The organism is Hymenobacter arizonensis (genome assembly GCF_900115775.1).
Lineage (GTDB): Bacteria > Bacteroidota > Bacteroidia > Cytophagales > Hymenobacteraceae > Hymenobacter > Hymenobacter arizonensis.
Window position 1 is genome coordinate 413,845 of the sequence record NZ_FOXS01000004.1, and the last position, 19,849, is coordinate 433,693.

The 19,849-nt window shown below is 62.2% G+C and carries 16 protein-coding genes; 6 read left to right on the forward strand and 10 right to left on the reverse strand.

What is annotated here, in order from left to right; all coding sequences use genetic code 11:
* Positions 1 to 31 precede the first annotated feature (31 nt).
* The 3 genes from BMZ66_RS16175 (at position 32) to lgt (ending at position 2,077) form a co-directional block, all read left to right on the forward strand.
* A complete protein-coding gene (locus BMZ66_RS16175) occupies positions 32 to 673 on the forward strand; it encodes an RNA polymerase sigma factor (RefSeq protein WP_234795124.1) in 642 nt (213 codons plus the stop codon).
* Positions 666 to 950, forward strand: coding sequence for a hypothetical protein (locus tag BMZ66_RS16180; RefSeq protein ID WP_092675892.1), 285 nt, complete (start codon positions 666 to 668; stop codon positions 948 to 950). The genes BMZ66_RS16175 and BMZ66_RS16180 overlap by 8 nt, the downstream gene beginning before the upstream one ends.
* Before the next feature lie 158 nt (positions 951 to 1,108).
* On the forward strand, positions 1,109 to 2,077 hold the full coding sequence (gene lgt / locus BMZ66_RS16185; protein WP_092675895.1) for a prolipoprotein diacylglyceryl transferase: 969 nt from the start codon (positions 1,109 to 1,111) through the stop codon (positions 2,075 to 2,077).
* Positions 2,078 to 2,149: 72 nt separating this feature from the next.
* On the opposite strand, the gene BMZ66_RS16190 is transcribed toward lgt, so the two are convergent.
* The 3 genes from BMZ66_RS16190 to BMZ66_RS16200 form a co-directional block, all read right to left on the reverse strand.
* Entirely contained in the window at positions 2,150 to 3,064 is a 915-nt protein-coding gene (locus tag BMZ66_RS16190; protein WP_143080248.1) for an SdiA-regulated/phytase-like domain-containing protein, read from the reverse strand.
* A gap of 132 nt (positions 3,065 to 3,196) precedes the next feature.
* Complete coding sequence (gene yidD, locus BMZ66_RS16195; protein ID WP_092675901.1) at positions 3,197 to 3,418, reverse strand: membrane protein insertion efficiency factor YidD; 222 nt, start codon at positions 3,416 to 3,418, stop codon at positions 3,197 to 3,199.
* A gap of 67 nt (positions 3,419 to 3,485) precedes the next feature.
* A complete protein-coding gene (locus BMZ66_RS16200; protein ID WP_092675904.1) occupies positions 3,486 to 4,220 on the reverse strand; it encodes a M48 family metallopeptidase in 735 nt (244 codons plus the stop codon).
* A 173-nt stretch (positions 4,221 to 4,393) separates the two neighbouring features.
* On the opposite strand from BMZ66_RS16200, the gene BMZ66_RS16205 reads away from it, so the two are divergent.
* Entirely contained in the window at positions 4,394 to 5,260 is an 867-nt protein-coding gene (locus tag BMZ66_RS16205) for a hypothetical protein (protein ID WP_092675907.1), read from the forward strand.
* Positions 5,261 to 5,662: 402 nt separating this feature from the next.
* Complete coding sequence (locus BMZ66_RS16210; protein ID WP_234795125.1) at positions 5,663 to 7,639, forward strand: ComEA family DNA-binding protein; 1,977 nt, start codon at positions 5,663 to 5,665, stop codon at positions 7,637 to 7,639.
* A gap of 204 nt (positions 7,640 to 7,843) precedes the next feature.
* On the opposite strand, the gene BMZ66_RS16215 is transcribed toward BMZ66_RS16210, so the two are convergent.
* The 5 genes from BMZ66_RS16215 to BMZ66_RS16235 form a co-directional block, all read right to left on the reverse strand.
* Complete coding sequence (locus BMZ66_RS16215; RefSeq protein ID WP_177204762.1) at positions 7,844 to 9,793, reverse strand: DUF3857 domain-containing protein; 1,950 nt, start codon at positions 9,791 to 9,793, stop codon at positions 7,844 to 7,846.
* Between the two features lie 94 nt (positions 9,794 to 9,887).
* A complete protein-coding gene (locus BMZ66_RS16220; protein ID WP_177204763.1) occupies positions 9,888 to 11,936 on the reverse strand; it encodes a DUF3858 domain-containing protein in 2,049 nt (682 codons plus the stop codon).
* Positions 11,937 to 12,046: 110 nt separating this feature from the next.
* Positions 12,047 to 14,107, reverse strand: coding sequence for a DUF3858 domain-containing protein (locus BMZ66_RS16225; RefSeq protein WP_092675920.1), 2,061 nt, complete (start codon positions 14,105 to 14,107; stop codon positions 12,047 to 12,049).
* Positions 14,108 to 14,340: 233 nt separating this feature from the next.
* A complete protein-coding gene (locus BMZ66_RS16230) occupies positions 14,341 to 15,576 on the reverse strand; it encodes an MFS transporter (protein ID WP_092675923.1) in 1,236 nt (411 codons plus the stop codon).
* A 191-nt stretch (positions 15,577 to 15,767) separates the two neighbouring features.
* Positions 15,768 to 15,977 (reverse strand): hypothetical protein, encoded by a 210-nt coding sequence (locus BMZ66_RS16235; protein ID WP_092675926.1) that lies wholly within the window; start codon positions 15,975 to 15,977, stop codon positions 15,768 to 15,770.
* A 348-nt stretch (positions 15,978 to 16,325) separates the two neighbouring features.
* On the opposite strand from BMZ66_RS16235, the gene BMZ66_RS16240 reads away from it, so the two are divergent.
* Positions 16,326 to 18,974, forward strand: coding sequence for an MGH1-like glycoside hydrolase domain-containing protein (locus tag BMZ66_RS16240; RefSeq protein ID WP_092675929.1), 2,649 nt, complete (start codon positions 16,326 to 16,328; stop codon positions 18,972 to 18,974).
* A 26-nt stretch (positions 18,975 to 19,000) separates the two neighbouring features.
* Here the strand turns inward: BMZ66_RS16240 and BMZ66_RS16245 are convergent, their stop codons facing one another.
* Both BMZ66_RS16245 and BMZ66_RS16250 read right to left on the reverse strand, forming a co-directional pair.
* Positions 19,001 to 19,390 carry a hypothetical protein gene (locus BMZ66_RS16245; protein WP_143080249.1) on the reverse strand — a complete coding sequence of 130 codons (390 nt, stop codon included), beginning with the start codon at positions 19,388 to 19,390 and terminating at the stop codon, positions 19,001 to 19,003.
* A gap of 131 nt (positions 19,391 to 19,521) precedes the next feature.
* Positions 19,522 to 19,686, reverse strand: a complete 165-nt coding sequence (locus tag BMZ66_RS16250) for a DUF3606 domain-containing protein (protein WP_214607011.1) — start codon at positions 19,684 to 19,686, stop codon at positions 19,522 to 19,524.
* Positions 19,687 to 19,849 lie beyond the last annotated feature (163 nt).

Genomic DNA, 19,849 nt, shown 5'->3' on the forward strand with positions numbered 1-19,849 from the left:
AATTCTTCACCAGCATTTTCGCTCCGCATTTGTGGCTTATTCTCTTCCCTTGCTGCTGACTGGCGACCCACTGGCCGCACCTTGCCTGAACGGTCCAGCGGCTGCGGCCGAGGCTGCATTGGTGGCGCAGTTGCAGCAGGGCAGCGAGGCTGCTTTCCGAACGTTGGTAGAGCGCTACCAGGACCGCATCTACCGTACGGTGCTGTCGCTGCTTCGGTCGCCGGAAGAGGCAGAGGACGTGGCGCAGGAGGTGTTTGTGGAAGTGCACCAAACCATTGGCCGATTTCGGGGCGAAGCTGCTCTGAGCACCTGGCTGTACCGGTTGGCCACGTCGCGGGCGCTGAAGCATCTGCGGCGGGCCCAGGCTAAAAAACGGTTTGCCTATTTCACCAGCCTGTTGGGCTTCGGCAACGAAGTGCTGCACGACCTGCCCACCCACGAGCACCCGCTGGCCCTGTTGGAAGGGCAACAGCAACTCGGACTGCTGCTGGCCCACCTGGCCCGCCTGCCCGACCAGCAGAAGGTGGCCTTCACCCTGCGCCACGAGCAGGAGCTGAGCTACGAGGAAATCGCGGCCGTGCTCAATACCACCGTGCCCGCCGTGGAGTCGCTGCTGTTTCGGGCACGCAAAACCCTTCGTCATCACTTGCAACCTCATTTTCGCCATGGCTAATTCCTCCGTTCGTCCCGATTCGGACCCGGCATGGGACGACTTGTTGCGCCAGCTCCGCCACCGGCCAGCAGCCCAACCCCGGCCGTTTTTCTACAGCCGGGTGCAGGCCCGCCTCGTGGCCAAAGCCTCGGCCGATAAGAACCTGCTGCCCGGCTGGCTGCGCCGGCCGGCTTATGCCGCGCTGCTGGGCGCGCTGGTTTTCAGCCTGAGCGGCGACGGCTCAGGAAGCACCACGCCCAACCACCCGCTGCCGCAGCAACAGCAGTTGCAACGCTGATTTAGCTAGCCCGCCAGGCCCGCTGTGGCGTCAGGGCGTGCCCCTCCATCTCGTTTGACTTTGCCGAAACCAATTGGCGCAGCCGCCATAGCTTCGTGCGCAGGGCGGCAAGCCCAAGCGGCTGAGTACCTTTGAACCCACATTTCACTTTTGTTCGCATGCTGCCTTTCCTCGCCGCCATTCACTGGAACGTCGACCCCATCATTCACTCCTTTGGCCCCTGGTCGGTGTTCGGCACCCAGCTCGGGCCGATAACGCTGCGCTGGTACGGGCTGTTTTTCATGCTGCCCTTCGTGCTCGGCACGTTCGTGCTTACGCATATCTACCGCTCAGAGCGCACCTCGCCGCAATGGGTCGATGTCATTACGATTTACATGCTGATTGGCACCATTGTGGGCGCCCGCCTGGGCCACATGCTGTTTTATGACTTCGATGAGCTGGTGAAAGACCCCATGGTGGTGTTCCGCATCTGGCAGGGCGGCTTGGCCAGCCACGGCGCCACCATTGGCATTCTGCTGGCCTGCTGGCTGTTTGCCCGCAACAACAAGTTTGATTACTTGTGGGTGCTCGACCGCATTGTGATTGTGGTGGCGTTGGGCGGAGCCTGCATTCGTATGGGCAATTTGATGAACTCCGAGATTGTGGGCAAGCCCACTGATGTGCCATGGGCCTTCATTTTCCCGCGCGATATTGAACACCTGGTGAACGGCGTGGCCGTGCCGCGCCACCCTACGCAGCTCTACGAGGCGCTGTTTTGCGTGTTTCTGCTCATCCTGCTCTACTCCATGTGGAACCGCACCCGGGAGCGCACGCCGCGCGGGCAGTTGTTTGGCCTGTTTGTGGTGCTGCTGTTTACGCAGCGCTTTTTGGGCGAATTCCTGAAGGAAAACCAAGTGGCTTTTGAGGATGGCAACCTGTTCAACCAAGGCCAGCTGCTGAGCATTCCGCTGATATTTGTTGGAATTTGGGTGCTCTGGCGGGCGGGCAAAGACCCTCAAAACCCGTATGGCTACGCTCCGCGCGACCTGGGTTTGGAAGAGGGAACGCAGCCCTCGGGGCAGGTGCCGCCTCAGCCGCAGGCAGGCCCGGTGCCTACCTACAACCAGCCGCGAGGACAGAAAAAGTAGGTGCTTCGCGGTTGAGCGCAGCAGCCTTGCTACCAACTTTTACTAAGGCGGGTTCTACGAGTTTAGGCGTGCTTAGGGCAGCTTAAACTCGTAGAACCCGCCTTCTTCGGTACTAATAAGAAGGGTGTTTTCATCCTGAAACACGGCGCCCTCCGTTTGGCCAGTGCCGGCGAGGTCTACCCGACGAGGCTTGGCCTTGAGAATGTCGGCCCAGGAGCTACCATCCAGAATAAACAGCTCGCCCCGGCCCAATAGCACAAGGCGGCGCCCGCTCGGACTGAGGGCCGCTTCGGTGACGCGGCCGGGAATGGCGATGCTGCCCTCGCGCTTGGCGGTGTGGGTGCCGGGCTGGTCGGGCACGGTGTACACGTTGCTGGCTTGCTCCTGCTGGTCTTTGGTGAAAAGCCAGACCTTGCCGTCGACCCACACAATGGCTTCGCAGTCGAAGTTGCGCTGCTTTTTCTTGGGCGGAAACTCGTTTTGGTCGGGGTAGGTGAACTTGATGACGTCAATTTGCTGCGGGTTGGCGGGTTTGAAACGCAGCAGGCGCAGGTCGGTGCGGTCGGAGTTGTTGTTGCCGCAGTCGCCGATAAAATAGTTGCCCTGCGGGTCGCGGGTCAGGCTCTCCCAATCTTTGTTCTTGGCCCCGATGTTCAGTTCCTTTATCACTTTACCGGTGCCATCGATTTGGTAAATGATGGGCGGATTGCCATTGTCGCCGAAGGTGTAGTAGGTGCCGGGCTCAGGACCAAGGGCCAGGCCCGAGCTTTCGGAAACGCCAGCGAGGGTGCCCAGGCGTCGCATGCCAGGCACGGCGGCATCTATCATGCGATTCTCAAGCGACTCCTTGTCTTTCTTGTTTTTCTTACCGGTTTTGCCCTCGGGCATATCGGTTGCAACAGCGGTTTCGTCGGATTGGCCTTGTGAGCAAGCGGCGGATGAGAGTAGAACGGCGAGTGCTGCGGGCAACAAAGGGAGTAAGCGCATCGAAGAAATTAAGCAGAGAGTGAATGCTGCCTATACGAAAGCCGCCTGCTACGGTACGGGCACACGGGGCACTAGCAGGTGGCAGGAGCTGCTAGGTCGGTCATTAGCGCTGGGCCCTAACTCATCTCTGCACTATGGAACGGGGTCGAAGCCGTGGCCGCCCCAAGGGTGGCAGCTGGCTATGCGCCGCAGGGCCATGCGCCCACCGCGCCACGGGCCATACTTGGTGATGGCCTCGGCCGCGTAGGCCGAGCAGGTGGGCGTGTAGCGGCAGCTCGGTGAGGTGAGCGGCGAGATAAAATTCCGGTAAAACCAGACGAGGCCGAGAAAAAGGGCGCGAAACAGCCGAGACATGGGGTGAAGGTAAACGCCGAGTGGCTGATGAATGGGTAGTAGCCCGACGGTGCAGGTTTAAGCTGGGCTACTTTGGCAGCGCGTTCAGCTCGGCTTTCCACTGCTCCCAGTCAGGCATGAGCCGCGTTTGCAGGTCGTAAAAGGCTTTGGAGTGGTCGCCGACCAGCAAGTGGCAACACTCATGCAGCAGCACGTAGTCGAGGCATTCGGGCCGGGCCCGCACAAGCTCGGGGCTGAGGCGAATGCGGGCCGAGCGGGGCGTACAGCTGCCCCAGCGGGTGCGCATGGCGCGCACAAAGAGGGTAGGGCGCGTAAGGTTGAATTCGGCAAAGCGTGGCCATACCCGCTCCAGCGAATCGGCGAAGTGAGCCTTGGCTTGGCGGGCGTACCAGGCGTGGAGCAGCGCTTCGGTTTGGGCGGGCGTGGGAGCAGTAGGCGTGGCAAGCACCAACTCGTCGCCGGCCAGGGAGACCGTGGCGCGGGAGGCAGTATCGAAGCGCAGCCGGTAGGGCTGGCCTTGGTAATATTGGGTACTCCCGGCCTCGAAGCGGCGGGAAGGAGCGGGGACCGGGCGGCTGGCAAAGGTGGCTTGGTGCTTCAGAATCCAGTCGGCTCTTTTGAGAACTTGCTGGGCTACCCACTCGGCCGAAATCCCGGCGGGGGCACTTACGTGCACGCTGCCATCGGGCCGCACGGCAAAGCCGATGGTGCGGCGCGACCGGAAAACGAGGGTGTAATTAAGGGTTTGATTCTTATAGAGAAGCGTTTCGCGGCGCGGCGCGGCAGAGAAGGAGCGGGGCATAAGGCGGCAAGTTCGGCAATGGGGCCGGATAGCATAACCACAAACCTTAGCAAAATAATTTCGGCTGCTAGCTCAGCCATTTGCCAGCAGCGTGTTACCTTCCCAGCATGGTGTACTGCGTGCCTCGGAGAATTTTATTTTTTGTCTTTTTTTTAGGATGTTTCAACTTGGGGTTGGCTGGTTCAGCAGCGGCTCAGGGCAACGGGCCCGGCGTGCGGGGTGCCCGGGCGGCGTCGCTGGGCAATGCCTCGGTGGCCCTGGCGGGGGAGGTTTGGAGCATGGGCAACAACGCGGCGGGCCTAGGCGAGATTCAGCAGCCCACAGTGGGCTTTTATGCTGAAAACCGCTACTTCAGCCCGGCTTTGAACGTGGGCGCCCTCACGGTTGCGCTGCCTGTTGGGCGCACGCCGGGCGCTTCGTTTGCCACCGACGGCACGGCTCCCACGCAGGCCCTGTCTACTCCTACCCAAGGCTGGTCCCGGAACGGCGTGGTGGCCTTCGAGGCCCAGCGCTTCGGCGGCCAGCTTTATAACGAAACCAGGCTGGGCGCTGGCTACGGCTACCGCTTCGGGCAAATCAGCCTGGGCGGGCGCCTCGACATGCTGCAGGTAAGCATCGAAGGCCTGGGCAGCCGGCGCGTGCTGCTGGGCACGCTGGGCGGGCAAATTGAAGTAGTACCCCAGCGGCTGAGCTTCGGCGCCTCGCTCTACAACCTCAGCCAAACCCGGCTGGCCAGCTACCAGGACGAACGGGTGCCCACCGTGCTCAAAGCCGGCCTGGCCTACCGCCCCAGCACGCAGGTGCTGCTGGTGGTTGAAACTGAGAAAGATGTGGAGCGCGACGCCAACTTCAAAGCTGGGCTGGAATACCGGCCGGTGCCCGTGCTGGTAGCCCGGGTGGGGCTGGCCACTCTCACCGAGCAGGCCAGCACGGGTATTGGCGTATTAGCTGGCGCTTTCCAGATTGACTACGCCGCTGCGTTTCAGCAAACGCTGGGCTTCAGCCAACACCTGAGCGTGAGCAAATCTTGGGGGAAGTGATTTAACTAATAATTATACTCATCGCGAAGTGGAATGCGAAAATCGGCTGGCGGATGTAGAGACGCAACATTTTGCGTCTCGTCGTTGAACGACTTCAATGGAACAACTCGATGGCGCGGTCCCGGAGACGCAAAATATTGCGTCTCTACCCCGTTCGCGCAAACCACTTTTTGACCAGTATAATAATCGGAGATGATAAAACGTGTTACTATTAATTTAAATCAATACTTAGGGCGAATTAATTATCTGTCTACTAATTGTAGGGCTCTGATTGTTGGGTTCTTATTTATTAATTGTCAATTATTAATTAGTGCTCCGGTTTCCGCTCAGGATTACGTTCGCCGTGCTCCCGACCTGGACCGCCTTACGCAGGAACTATTTGCCGAAATTCAGTCGGACCAGGTGCCTTATGAGGACCTCTACGAAACGCTGCTGCAGTATTACCAAACCCCCATCAACCTCAACACTGCTACCCGTGAAGAGCTGCGGTCGTTGCTGTTGCTGAGCGAAAACCAGATAACGACCTTGCTCCGGCACCGCGAGGCCAACGGCGACCTACTGAGCGTGTATGAGCTGCAAAGCATTGAGGGCTACGACCTGCGGACCATCAACCGCATTCTGCCTTTTATGAGTGTGCTGAGCAGCAACCTGAACGCTTCGCGGGGCTCATTGTGGCAGCGCATTGCCAGCGAAGACAACAATGCCCTGTACCTGCGCTACGAGCGGGTGCTGCAGCAGCGCCGGGGCTACACGCCACCCACCTTGTTTCAGGGCCGGCCCACTACGCGCTACCTCGGCTCGCCCGATAAGATGCTGATTCGCTACCGCGTGAGCCACACCAAGGATTTCAGCCTGGGCTTTGCGATGGAGAAAGACGCCGGCGAGCCCCTGACCTGGAACCCTAAAAACGGGCAGTTCGGGGCCGACTACGTATCGGCGCACTTGCTGCTGCAGGAGCGGGGCCGGCTGAAGACCCTGGCGTTGGGCGACTACCAATTGCAGTTTGGCCAGGGCCTGCTGCTGTCGTCGGGCTTTGGGGTGGGCAAGGGCGCCGAAACCATTACCACCCTGCGGCGCTCGTCGGTGGGCGTGCGTGCATATTCCTCGCTGCTCGAAAACGCATTCTTTCGGGGAGGCGCGGCCACGGTGCAGGTAGCGCCCACGGTGCAGGCCACGGGCTTCGCCTCGCACAAGAACGTGGACGCCAACCTGCAGCAAGCGCAGGATTCCTTGGCGCAGTTCGATGAGTTTACGTCGGGGCTGCTCTACACCGGGTTCCACCGCACGGCCTCCGAAATAGCCAACCGCCACCAGCTGGCCGAAACAGTGGGGGGCGGCAACCTGGGCTATACCAGCCGCAATGGCAACCTGGCCGTGGCGGCCACCGGCGTGTTTACCCACTACGGCACTCCGTTGCTGAAGCGCGCCGAGCCTTACAATCGGTTCGAGTTCAGTGGCAAACAGAACCTGGCGCTGTCGCTGAACTACAGCTACGTGTGGCACAACCTGCTACTCTTCGGCGAAACGGCTCGGAGCAGCGGCGGCGGCCTGGGCACTGTGAACGGCTTGCTGGCCAGCCTGGGCCCCACCGTGGATGCGGCCGTGCTGGCGCGGCACTACGACGCCAATTTTCACACCATCTACGGCAATGCTTTCGGCGAAAACACCCGCAACATCAACGAAACCGGCGTTTACCTCGGCCTGAAAGTACGGCCCGTGGCCCGCTGGGAAGTATCGGCTTACTACGACCAATTTAGCTTTCCCTGGCTGCGCTACCGGGCCAGCGCCCCCACGCATGGCCACGACGCCCTGTTGCGCCTGGCCTTTGCACCGGCCAAAACCAGCCTACTCTACGTGCAGCTGCGCCAGCGCCTTAAGCCTCGCGACTTGCCAACGGACGGCCAGGTTCGCCCCGTTCCATTGCCCGGCCAGCAGCTGCGGCAGAGCGTGCTGATGTATTACAACTCGGCGCCCACCACCTTCCTGGAGCTGCGCACCCGCGTGCAGGCCTCCCGCCTGCGCGACGACGACGGCCGGGCCTGGCGGCGCGGCTACGTGCTGGCCCAGGACGTGAGCTACCGCCTGAATCCGGCCGTCAAGCTCACGGGCCGCTACTCCCTTTTTGATTCCGACGACTACGATACTCGTCAGTACGTGTATGAGCAGGATGTGCTGCTTGCCGTGTCCATTCCGGCCCTCTACGGCCAGGGCACGCGGATTTACGGCATTGCCGAAGTGCGTGTGAACCGCGCCATTACTTTCTGGCTGCGGTATGCCGAGACGCGGTATCGCTACCAGAACACCGTGGGTACTGGGCTGGAAACCATTCAGGGGTCGCTGCGCGGGGAAGTGAAGGCCCAGATGCGGGTGAAGTTCTAGCGGACTAGATGCTTCATTCTTATTGCGAGCACAGCGCAGTGGAGCGCGACAATCTGTCCTAGTCTCAGCGCTGAGCTTAATAATGTGACAAATCCTAATGAAAAGCCCCTGCACTGCGCAGTGCGGGGGCTTTCCGTTTCATTAAGCTGTCGGGTTCTTACAGGACGGATTGCTTCGCTCTGCTCGCAATGACGGGCAAACGCCTCAGCTTTCCGTTTTGAGCAGCACCACTTGTGCCTTATCAGCAATGCTGATTTTGCGGCGGAAGTCCAGGTAGCCGGCATAGGCGGTGCGGGGCATTTGGGCGCGTTTCAGCTCCAAGTGGCGGGTGTATTGCACGGTGCCATCGGGCAGGGACTGGTACTGGCAGGCGTAGGTGCCATAATCGGTGCTGAACTGCACGGCGGCGGGCAGGGTCTCGGCCCGAAAGCCAGCGGGCAGGTGCAGGCGCACGGTGTCGGCGTGCAAGCTGGCGCGGGGCAGCCACACGGCGGCCTGGCGCTCCCCTATCTGCGCGGGCAAGGCGGGCAAGCGGCTCAGTAAATTCGCGTTGATGAACACGCGTTTGCCACTGGGCACGGCAAAGCCTGGCAGGGAAAGCCCCAGCGTTTCGACCACGCCCGGGGTAGGGGTGGCGGGCGTGGCCGCTAGGTTGAATTTGGTGAGGGTGAACGTGGGCAGCCGGAGGCGGTCGGTCACGTACTTTTTCTGTTCAGCGGGCCCCAACTCGTGCAGGAGCTGGGAGTAGAAGTCATGCTCCTGACCGGTGCGTAGGGTGCGGGCCGTGGCCGTGGCCCCGCCCACAGCGTCCAGAAACAAGTCGACGCGGCGTACCTGGCGGTTTTCGGCGGCGCCGTAGCGTGGGGTGGCCACCACCTGGCCGCCCTGGGGCGTGAGCAGCAGCGCGTGGCGATTGCCGGTGAAGCTGCCCATGTAGCCGAATGGGTTCGTCTGGCTGGTGCATTCCAGCCACAGCGTGTCGGGCCGGCCGGCCTGGGCCATGGGCACGCACAGAACGGCGTGGTTGAACTGCGAGCTGGGGAAATCGGCGCGCAGGTCGGGGCGGTCGGAGCCGGCACCCACCAGGGCCACGTAGGACGGCACGCCCGCTGCGGCCAGTAGTGCCTTGGTGTAGTTGCTCAGAGCTTTGCAGTCGCCGTAGCCGTTGCTGGCCACCGAGCTGGCGGGAAAAGTTTGCCAGCCGCCCAGGCCCAGCTGCACCGAGATGTAGCGGGTGCTGCCCTGCAGCATGCTATAGATGCGCTGGGCGCGGGTGCGGGCATCGGGCGCGTCTTTTACCAGTGCGGCCACTTTGGCCAGGGTGGCGGGCGGCAGTTGGTCACGGCCGGCGTTCAGCTCGTAGTTCCACTGCCCAAAGCTTTGCCAGCTGGCGGCGGTGCCTTTGTGGCCTTGCACCTCAAAGGCCGCGGGGGCCAGCACCACGGCCGGGGTGGAGTAGGCCAACGGCGGCGCAACTTCTTCGTCGTCGACAGCCGGCAGGTTGGCCAGCTGCCACTGGTAGGTTTCCTGGCTGCCGGCGGTAGTGTGGGCCACGGTGGTTCCTGCGGGTAATTGCCGCTCCTGGTAGCGCAGGGGCAGTGCGGTGGGTGTGTTCACGCGGAGGGTGGCGCTTTGCACGGCCAGGCCTTCTTCTTCCTGGGGCTGCCAGTCGGGGTAAAAGAGGGTGTTGTCCGACACAATTTCGTAGTCGAATTCCACGGTGTACGGGCCCTGGGGCTGGCGCAGGTCGGCGTAGCGCACCCGCACATCGGTCATGAAGCTGCCGCCGGTGTCGCCCATGCCCTGGTCGCGGACTTCGGCAGGGCGGAGCTGGTGCAACAGGCGGCCGTCGGCGTCGTACACGGCGCCGCGCAGGTAGCTCACGGCATTGAGGGCGTCGTAACCCACGGAGTGGCGGCCGAAGTCGTCGCCGGCGGCATCTAGAATAGTTACTACCCGGTGCACGGTATGCACCAGCCGTCCCGCCGATTTGATGGTCACGACTTCGTCGTCGGCGCGCAGCACGGCGTGGGCCCCTTCGCGCAGCGCCGCCGGAATGTCGGCCACGGCGTACTTGGGTGCGGGGGCGCTGGGGCTTAAGTACAAAAAGCTGCTGAGTGGCAGCGCGGCAAGAAGGGGTAGCAGTGCTTTCACGGGTAGGTAATTCTTGACTGATAAAAGATAGCACTGGCCAACGGCCGCGCCGTGCAAAGCCGGAGCACGGCTGTTGGCCAGCTTAAGCAAGCGGCTACGCTTTTTTCTTGACCACCAGCTTCTCGCCGTGCTTTTCCAGCATCAGGCGATAGAACTCGCGCAGGTAAGCGTATTCTTCAGCCGAATACACTGGTTTGCGCAGGCTCAGGCGGCTGGTGAGCTGCACCGTGCTCGGGGTTGTGGCCGTGACGCTGTAGAGGAAGCGGCCGCCCCCATCGGGCAGCTCAATTACGGCAGGCTTGGGCGTTTCGGCCAGCTCGTAGCCTTCGGGCAGGTTCAGGGTAACCATGGTGGTTTCGTCGCGCATGGCGCCGAAGTCGACGGGAAACAGGCGCTCGTCGCGCCGGAACGGGTTCTGCTCGCTACCGAAATCGCGCAGCGGGCTCAGGTACAAGGTGCCGACGGTGTTGTTGTCATCGGCGGCCTGGGCAAACTCATAGTCCAAAGCCAAGGGCTTGGCTACGTTCTCGCGCTCGGCTACTGCAAACTTGGGCAAGGTCCAGCCGGTGTGTTGAGTGGTGAGTTCGGCAAAGAATTTCTTCTCGCCCAGGCGGCTTATTTCCTTGCGTGTATCGGCGCCAGCGTAGCCGCCGTGCTCTTCGTGCACCTTGCCCGTGAGCCCGCCCTGGGCATCCAGGGTCAGGTTTATCTGCTGGTAGTGCACGTAGCGCTGGGTGGGGGTAAGGTCGACCCAACGTCCCTCGCTGGCGTTTTTCATGATAAGCCGGCCGGTTTGGTTGAGGCAGCGCTCGGGCAGCACGCCGCAGGGCAGCAGCGGCTCGGTGGCGTCCACCAGCAGGTCTTTGCCGTCGGGCATCGGCACCAGGGCCACCACGTAGTTGAACCGGTCGAGCATGGGCAGCGACTGGTTGACGCGGCCGTGGCTGCGGGTGCTCAGCAGCAGAGGATGGGCCGGAACCCCGGCCGTGCGCAGGGCTGCGATGAGCAGCAGGTTGACGTCGGCTGCGGTGCCGCGGTGGGCATCCAGGGCCTTGCGAAGCGGGCTCATGGTTTTGTAGTGGTTGGTGCCGTCGTAGCGCACGGCGGCCATCACCACCTGGCGCACAGCGGCGGCCCGGGCCCCGGCGTCGGGGTATTTCGCTACCAGCGTCAGCACCTGGTCCTTGAGCAAACTGCCGCGGTCGAGCTGCGAGCCAAAATTGTCGTCGTTTAGCAGTTCCGTGTTAATCTTTTCCCATGTTCCGGCCACGTTGTTGTAGCCCTGCCCCGGAAACCGCACGCCTGCCAGCTGAAAATTCAGCCGGGCTACGTAGTCTTCTGACGTGGTCATGAAGGGTTCGTCGCGAAACGCGGGCACGTCCTTCATCACCCAATGATAGTTGGCAACGTGGGCCATAGCAGTGGCGCTGCTAGGACCCTCGCGAGAGGTGTTGAAGCCCCCGCCAGTAGTGGTGCCGCCGTAGCGCTCCGTAAATTGGGTCAGGTTGTCTTCTTTCGTTTGCACGGCGAGAGGGTGGTATCCTTGCAGCAGCATTTTGTAGTCGAAATACTCCGGAATTGAGGCCCGAAACTCGCTCCAACGCGTGGGGATATCGCGCTGAAAAGACCAGTCCTGGAAGTTGAAAAAGAAGTCCGACGTCACCGTATAGGCGTACTCAATCACCGAGCCCTCGCGCACCTCGGGCAGCGTAAACTTGCGCACCCGCACGTTTTGGGTGCGCTCTTCGGTGAAGGTGTTGCTGATTTCCAGCTTGGTTTTTTGCATCTGCCCATTCACCAGGTTGTAGGTGAAGCCGCGCAGAGAAGAGAGTTTTTCCTCGTTGGTGCCGCTATGATAAAGCGGCACCTGCACGGTAGCCACGTCGTAGCCCGATTTTTTCAGAATCTTAATGCGCGTAATGCGCTCCGAAACCAGCTTGAAGTCGTTGCTGATGTATTGGAAGTTGGTGGTGCCGTAGTCGCAGAGCACCACGGCAGATGCTGCACTGTCGGCCACAAAGGGCGCGCTGGTGAGGTCCTTGGGGTCGGGCTTGCCGAACTTAATGGGCTCAGACTGGGCCTGGGCACCAAAGCTGCTTAGCAAGGCTGCCAGGGTTGCAGGGTAAAGTAGAGGTAGCTTCATGCAAAAGGGAAAGGGGAGTAATAAGATAGAGGTGAAGTATCTAAAGCTAGCAGCAGCGGGCTGAACGTCAAGCATTAAGTCGGTTGATTTCCTGCTTTTGCGGCGCGGGTTTAGCGGCCGGCCTTCTTCTGAATGACCAGCTTGTCGCTCTGGCGGGCCAGCAGCAGGCGGTACAGCTCGCGCAGGTTGGCGTAGTCTTCGGCCGGGTACACGGCATTGGGCAGGGTGAGGCGGCTGGTCAGCTGCACCACTCCCGGGAGGGTGTTGGTCACGCTGTAGCGGAACCGGCCGCCTTCCCGGGGCAGGTCGACCACGGCCGCTTTGGGTATTTCGGCCAGCTCGTAGCCCTCGGGCAAGGTCAGGTTCACGATGAGCATTTCATCCTGCGCCGCTCCGAAATCGACGGCGAAAGCCCGGGACTCGCGCCGGAAAGGGTTCTGCCCCGTTCCAAACTCACTCAACGGACTCAGGTAAATGGGGCCCGCCGCTGGGCCGGTGGCCGGCTGGCGAAACTCATAGTCCAGTGTCAAGGGCTTAGTGGGGTTATCGACCTGGCCCAGAGCCAGCGTGGGCAGGGCCCAGCCCTCGTGCCGCTGCCGCACGCCGGCCAGGTATTTTTTCTCGCCCTGCGCGGCCAGCTCGGTGCGGGCGTCGGCGGCAGCGTAGCCCCCAAACTCTTCGTGGACTTTGCCGCTGAGGCCACCCTGAGCATCCAGGGCCATGTGCACCTGCTGGAAATGCACGTGGCGCTGGCTGGGCGCCAGGTCGACCCAGCGGGATTGGGCGGGCGACTTGCTCACGAGGCGGCCCACGCGGTTGAGGCAGCGCTCGGGCAGCACGCCGCAGGGCAGCAGCGGCTCGGTGGCGTCTACCAGTAGGTCCTTGCCGTCGGCCAGGGGCACCAGCGCCAGCACGTAGTTGTAGCGGTCGAGCAGGGGGTATTCTTTGCTCACGCGGCCGTGGGCGCGGGTGCTGAGCAAGAGCGGATGCGCCGTAATGCCCGCCTGCTGCAGGGCCGAGAGCAGCAGCAGGTTCACGTCGGCGGAAGAGCCGCGGTGGGCATCGAAGGCCTTGCGCAGGGGCTCCAGGGCATAAAGACGGTCGTGGCCGTCGTAGCGCACGGCGGCCATTACCACCTGGCGCACGGCGGCGGCCCGGGCCTCTATGTCGGGGTACTGCGTGCTCAGGTCCTGCAGCTGGTCTTGCAAGAAGCCGACCCGGCCAATGCGCCCGCCAAAGTCTTCCATGCCCAGCAGCCGCTCGTTTATTTTATCCCAAGTGCCGGTCAGGTCGCGGTAGGGCACGTCGGGCCATTGCTCGCCGGTTAGCTCAAAGTCCAGCCGGGCCGTGTAGTCCCGGGCGGTGGTCATGTAGGGCTCTGGCTGAAACGCGGGCACGTTTTTCAGCACCCACTGGTGGTCTTCGGTGGTGGCGCCGATGGTCATGTTGCCCGCGGTCTGGCCGGTGCCTATGCCCCCTTGCACGGTTCGGTCGAGGAGCAGACTGACCGAGCCCACGCTCATCAGGTTGACATCGGGCGGGCGGTTGCCCTGGTAGATGATGTTGTACTTGTAGAACGTGGGAATGCTGGACCGGTACTCGCTCCAGCGCACCGGAATGTCACGCTGAAAAGTCCAGTCCTGAAAATTGAACAGGAAGTCCGACGTCAGGGTGTAGGCGTACTCAATCACGGAGCCTTCGCGCACGTTGGGCAGCGTGAATTTCTGCACGTTGATGTTTGCCGTGCGCTTTTCAAGAAAGGCGCCGCCGGGTTCCAGCTTGGTTTTCTCCACGCTGCCGTTCACCAGGTTGTAGGTGAAGCCGCGCAGGTTGGATACTTTCTCGGAGTTGCCCTCGCGGTGGTACAGCGGTATTTCTACGGTGGCTTCCTCGTAGCCCGACTTTTTCAGGATTTTGATGCGCGTAACCCGCTCGAATACCACTTCCAAGCCGTCGCGCTTGCCGCGCATGCGCGAGCGGCCGAAGTCGCACAGCACCACGGCCGCCGCCGCACTGTCGGCCACGAAGGGCGCGGCCGTTAGGTCCTGCTTGTCAATTTGGCCGTATTTGATGGGTTCGGACTGGGCCCACGCGGTTCCGGTAGCCAGCCAGCATCCGAGCAGCGCGGGCAAGCTCCGCCACCAGAGGCGGAGCAGTAAAGATGCTTGCATCAGCAGAAAAAAAGAGAGGGGTAGACAGTCTTTGAAAGACTAAAAGTAATCTTCGAAATCCTAAAATCAAACGGGTTTTGCGTTCGATGATTGCGGAAAACAACTAATTATTCAAGGCTGACAATAAATAACTTTCGCGGCCCTGAGCTGACGGCCGGCTGCGCTGGGCTACTAAGCACAACAGGCGGAAGCCGGGCGCACTAACAGCTAGCACTTAATGCATAGGCCTGCTGTTAGACCACTTCCTCCGGCGATGGCTCCGGAGCGGGCTGCGAAACGATTTCCGCCACCATCGGCCCCGTCGATTTCACGCTGTATAAGTACACCACGGCCACCAGCACGCTCGCCAGGCTCATGCCGTGCACGTAGGGCAGCCGGCCCGGCTTGTTGGCAAACAGCCACCCGGCCAGCAGCGCCCCCACGCCAATGCCGATTTCGAGGGCGATGTACATGGTGGCCACGCCGCGGCCGCGCCGCTCGGGGTGGCTCAGGTCGATGGTCCAGGCGTAGAGCGAGGGCGAGTTGAGGCCCATGCCCACGCCCATCACCACCGAGGCCGCCAAAAACCACTCCACCGATGGCGACCACACCAGCAAGGCCAACCCCACCGCCAGGATGCCCGCCGACACCCGCAGCACCGGCACCCGCCCGTGAATATCGGACGACTTACTGGCCACCAACCGCACGGCCAGCGAGGCCACGGTAAGAAAAACGTAGAACAAGCCCTTGGTAGAGCCCTCCAAGCCCAGCAGTCGGCTCTGGTCGGGCACCACGGTGAGCATGGCGCCGTAGGGAAACAGGCACAGCATGGTGACAATGGCCGGCGACATCACGCGCGGCTCCAGAATTTCGCTCCACTTCAGCTTGAGCAAGCCCAGGCTGAAGCGCTGCCGCTGGGCCTCAGGCAGGGTTTCGGTGAGGGTGCCCTGCACCAGCAGCGAGAGCAGCGCCACGGCACTCGAGCAGTAAAACATGGTGTTCAGGCTGAACGTCTGGGCTATCCAGGAGCCCACGGCAGGCCCGAAGGCGAGGCCCAGGGCACCAGTTACGCCGAGCAGGCCCATGGCCTCGCCGCGCCGCTCCAAGGGCACGATGTCGGCGATGAAGGCCGCCGTGCCCGTGGGCTTAAACCCCGTGCTGAAGCCGTGCAGCAGCCGCAGCGTGAGAAAGCCCGTTACGGTGAGGGCCCAGGGGTAGAAAAACCCGCACAGAAAGCACACCAGCGAGCCGAATATCATCACCGGGATGCGCCCCACGGTATCGGCCAGCTTGCCCGAATACGGCCGCGAAATGGCCGCTGTGAGCGTAAATAGCGCAATAATGTAGCCTTTGTACTCGCCGCCGCCCAGCCGCGACAGGTGGTCGGGCAGCTCGGGCAGCAGCAGGTTGAAGCTCAGAAAAAACAGGAACGACGAAAGGCACATCAGCCAGAAGCCGATGGAGTAAGAGCGGGATGCGGGAGTGGCCATAGAAGGCTGCAAAGGTCGGCATTTTGCCGGTGCCGATGGCATCGAAGATTGTTCGGGGGGCGCAGGTTTGGCGCGGCTAGCCTGGCGCCAAAGGAAGATTAATAGCTATAAGCTGACGGAGGCGCGGGGCCGGACGCGCTGGCTTCGAAGCCGGGCGTATCAACGCTCGGGGCCCCCGGCTGGGGTGCTAATCAGGCGTAGAGGCTGCGGTGGATGTGCTCCACTTCGGCAATCACCTGCGGCAGGCTCATGTCGCCGGCGATGTATCGTTGGCAAAGCTCTTTCGCAAAGGACCCTAGCTGCCGGTCTTGCCTGGTGTTCCAGGCCTCGGCGCGGTCCATCAGGGCCTGGCGTTGCGCACGGGTTTTTTCTCTAGGACCAAATTGAGGGGTAGTAGACATGCCTTCAAAAGATGGTAAGCGCCCACATACGGATTGGTGCGAAGATGGTTTTTCGGCCTTTGCCATTTTAGTGCGCTTCGGCTAGGTTGTTTTTGCCGTGGGTGGGGCTGCTTGCTATTGGCTGGCTCTGCTTTGTGTCTTCATAGCAGTAGATGCTGCCTTTTGTGCAATGCGGGAGCGTACTTGCTGGACCGTGGGCGGCCATTGGTTCTATGCAAGGCAACTGTTGGTTATGATGCCCTTGCGCAGCCCGGGCCCCGGCTGGTGAGCTAAAACCACGGGTCGTAGTATCGCAAAGGCCCTATGCGCCGTACAGTCCCTGCATCCCAGCCGCGAACAGCTTACCCAATGACCCAAGAACAATTACGCTTAGCCGAAGACCACGCCCAAACCGCTGCCTGGAAGAAATTTGGACCCTACCTGACCGAACGCCAGTGGGGCACCGTGCGCGAAGACTACAGCGCCGACGGCAACGCCTGGGACTACATCACCCACGACCTGGCCCGGAGCTACGCCTACCGCTGGGGCGAAGAAGGCATTGGGGGCATCAGCGACGCCCGGCAGCGGCTGTGCTTTTCCGTGGCCCTCTGGAACGGGAAAGACGAGCAGCTGAAAGAACGCCTGTTTGGCCTCACCAACGGCGAGGGCAACCACGGCGAGGACGTGAAAGAGCAGTACTACTACCTCGACAGCACGCCCACGCACTCCTACATGAAGCTGCTGTATAAGTACCCGCAGCAGGCGTTTCCCTACGAGCAGCTCCGCACCGAAAACGCCCGCCGCACCCGCGAAGACCCTGAATTTGAGCTGCTGGACACGGGCATCTTCGATGAAAATCGCTACTTCGACGTGTTCGTGGAATACGCCAAAGCCGGCCCCGAAGACCTCCTGATTCAAATAACCGTGCAAAATCGGGGGCCGGAAGCGGCCACTGTGCACGTGCTGCCGCAGGCCTGGTACCGCAACACCTGGGCCTGGGGCTACGAGAACTACCGGCACCGGCCCCAAATGCAATCGGTGCACTCGGGGGTAGTGGAAATGGCCCACCAGGAAATGGGCGAATACCGCCTCTACTGCGACCAGACCCTGCCAGGAACCGCGCCCGACCTGCTCTTCTGCGACAACGACACCAACGGCGTGCGCCTCTACGACCTGCCCCGCGAGGGCCGGTACTTCAAAGACGGCATCAACGACTACCTCGTCAAGGGGCAGCGGCAGGCCATCAACCCGGCGCAGCGCGGCACCAAGGTGGCCGCGCACTACCCCCTAACCGTGCCCGCCCGCGGCTCGCAGACGGTGCGGGTGCGCCTGAGCCACGCCGCCCACGCCCACACCGCGCCCTTCGCCGATTTTGCCGAGGTAATGGCCCAGCGCCAGCAAGACGCCGACGAGTTTTACCACTGCCTGCAGGAGCACCTGCCCAGCCCCGACGCCCGTAACGTGCAGCGCCAGGCTTTCGCGGGCATGCTCTGGAGCAAGCAGTATTACTATTACGACATGGCGCAGTGGCTCGACGGCGACCCCGATTTCGTGGCCCCGCCCAGCGAGCGCCGCCAGGGCCGCAACAGCGAGTGGCGCCACCTCTACAACGCCGACATTATTTCGATGCCCGACAAATGGGAGTACCCCTGGTACGCGGCCTGGGACCTGGCTTTCCACTGCCTGCCGCTGGCTATGGTGGACCCCGAGTTTGCCAAAAGTCAGCTGCGCCTGCTCACCCGCGACTGGTACATGCACCCCAACGGCCAGCTGCCGGCTTACGAGTGGAACCTGAACGACGCCAACCCGCCCGTGCACGCCTGGGCCACCTGGCGCGTGTACCAAATGGACCAAAAGCTGAACAACGGCAAAGGCGACCTGCACTTTCTGGAGTCCGTGTTCCACAAGCTCAACCTCAACTTTGCCTGGTGGGTGAACCGCAAGGACCGCAACGGCCGCAATATCTTCGAGGGCGGCTTCCTGGGCCTCGACAACATTGGGGTGTTCGACCGGAGCTCGCCGCTGCCCACGGGCGGCTTCATCGAGCAGTCGGACGGCACCAGCTGGATGGCCATGTACGCCCTCAACCTCATGCGCATGGCCCTGGAGCTGGCCCGCACCAACCCCGTGTACCAGGAAATTGCGGGCAAGTTCTTCGAGCACTTCCTCTACATTGTGGAGGCCATGACCAAGGGCGGCGACGGCTCCTTTAACCTTTGGGACGAGGAAGACGAATTCTACTACGACGTGCTGCACACGCCCGACGGCACCCGCACCAAGCTCAAGGTGCGCTCCATTGTGGGCCTGATTCCGCTGTTTGCCGTGGAGGTGCTCGACGAAGAAATCCTCGACGCGCTGCCCGAGTTCACGCAGCGCCTGCGCTGGCTGCTCGACCACCGGCCGCACCTGGCAGCGCTGGTGTCGCGCTGGCAGGCGCCGGGCGAAGGCGAGCGGCACCGCCTCTCGCTGCTGCGCCGGCACCGCCTCACCTGCCTGCTCTCGCGTATGCTCGACGAGAAGGAATTCCTGTCGCCCTACGGCATCCGGGCACTGTCGCGCTACCACCACGAGCATCCTTACCGCTTCCCCTCCGACGAAGCTGATTTCAGCGTGGCCTACGTGCCGGGCGAGTCCGACTCCGGCATGTTTGGCGGCAACTCCAATTGGCGCGGGCCCATCTGGTTTCCCATCAATTACCTCATCATCGAGTCGCTGCAGCGCTTTTATGCCTACTACGGCGACTCTTTCCAAGTGGAGCACCCCACGGGCTCGGGGCAGCTGTGCACGCTGCAGGAAATAGCCGCCGATTTGGCCGCGCGCCTCAGCAAGCTGTTTTTGCGGGGCGCCGATGGCAAACGCCCCGCCTTCGGCACCGATGAGCGTCTGCAAACCGACCCGCACTTCCGCGACTACCTGCTGTTTCACGAGTACTTCCACGGCGAAGACGGCCGCGGCCTCGGCGCCAGCCACCAAACCGGCTGGACGGGCCTGCTGGTACGCCTGTTTCCGCAGCCTTAGGGTTGCGGAAACAGGCGCGGAATGGGCTACGGAAGCTCTGCCAACCAGGACTCGGCGGCGGCTGGGTCGTCGAAAAACCGGTAGGTCATGGCGGCTTCCTGGCCTTCTTGCTGGGTCTGCTCGGGGGGGAGCTGGGCAAAGACTTCCGGCGATACCAGCACCGCTCCGTAGAGCCGGCGGCTGCGCTGCTGGGCCATTTGCAGCCAGTACTGCGTCAGCCATTCCGACTGCTCGGGCGTGAAAGCGGGAAACAGGCGCTGGTCGCCGAACACCTTGTGCCAGCCACGGCGGGCCAGCAGCTGCTTGGCGTGGCCAAGCATGGTTTGCAGGTCGCCCAGCCGGTGCGGGCCGGCGGCATACTCCACTACTACGTGGCCGCCCTGGCGCCCCACGGTCTGCTCGGATACCTGACCCACAGAGTTTTTAAAGTGCAAACGAATTGGAGCACTTGCCATACACAAAAAGCAAAACGAAGCAAAAAATCATTATTCCCCGCAAAGGTGGGCCAGCGCGGCGAAACGACCCGGTTCCGGTTTGCTTAACCGCGCTAGCGGTCCAGGTACGTGCGCACGTCGGCGGGCAAAGGCCCCACGGCCAGCACGGCGTTGCGAAGCTGGGTTTCGGAGCACTTCAGGACTTGGCACCAGTAGTTCACGGCGATGGTTGACTGCAGGTTGATGCGGGTGGGGTCGACGGTGGCGGGTGGCTGCACAGGCAAGGAAAATGGGTGAACAGAAAAGCAGGAGCGGGGCCGGTTGGCACACGCCAAGCTCTTTCTCCCCACAATAATAAGGCCCACCTGCGGGTAGTAGTTCCGCCAAGGGCGCCCCGGCGGTGTACTTGCCTGCGCAGCAAGGGTATTGGCTACCTACAGT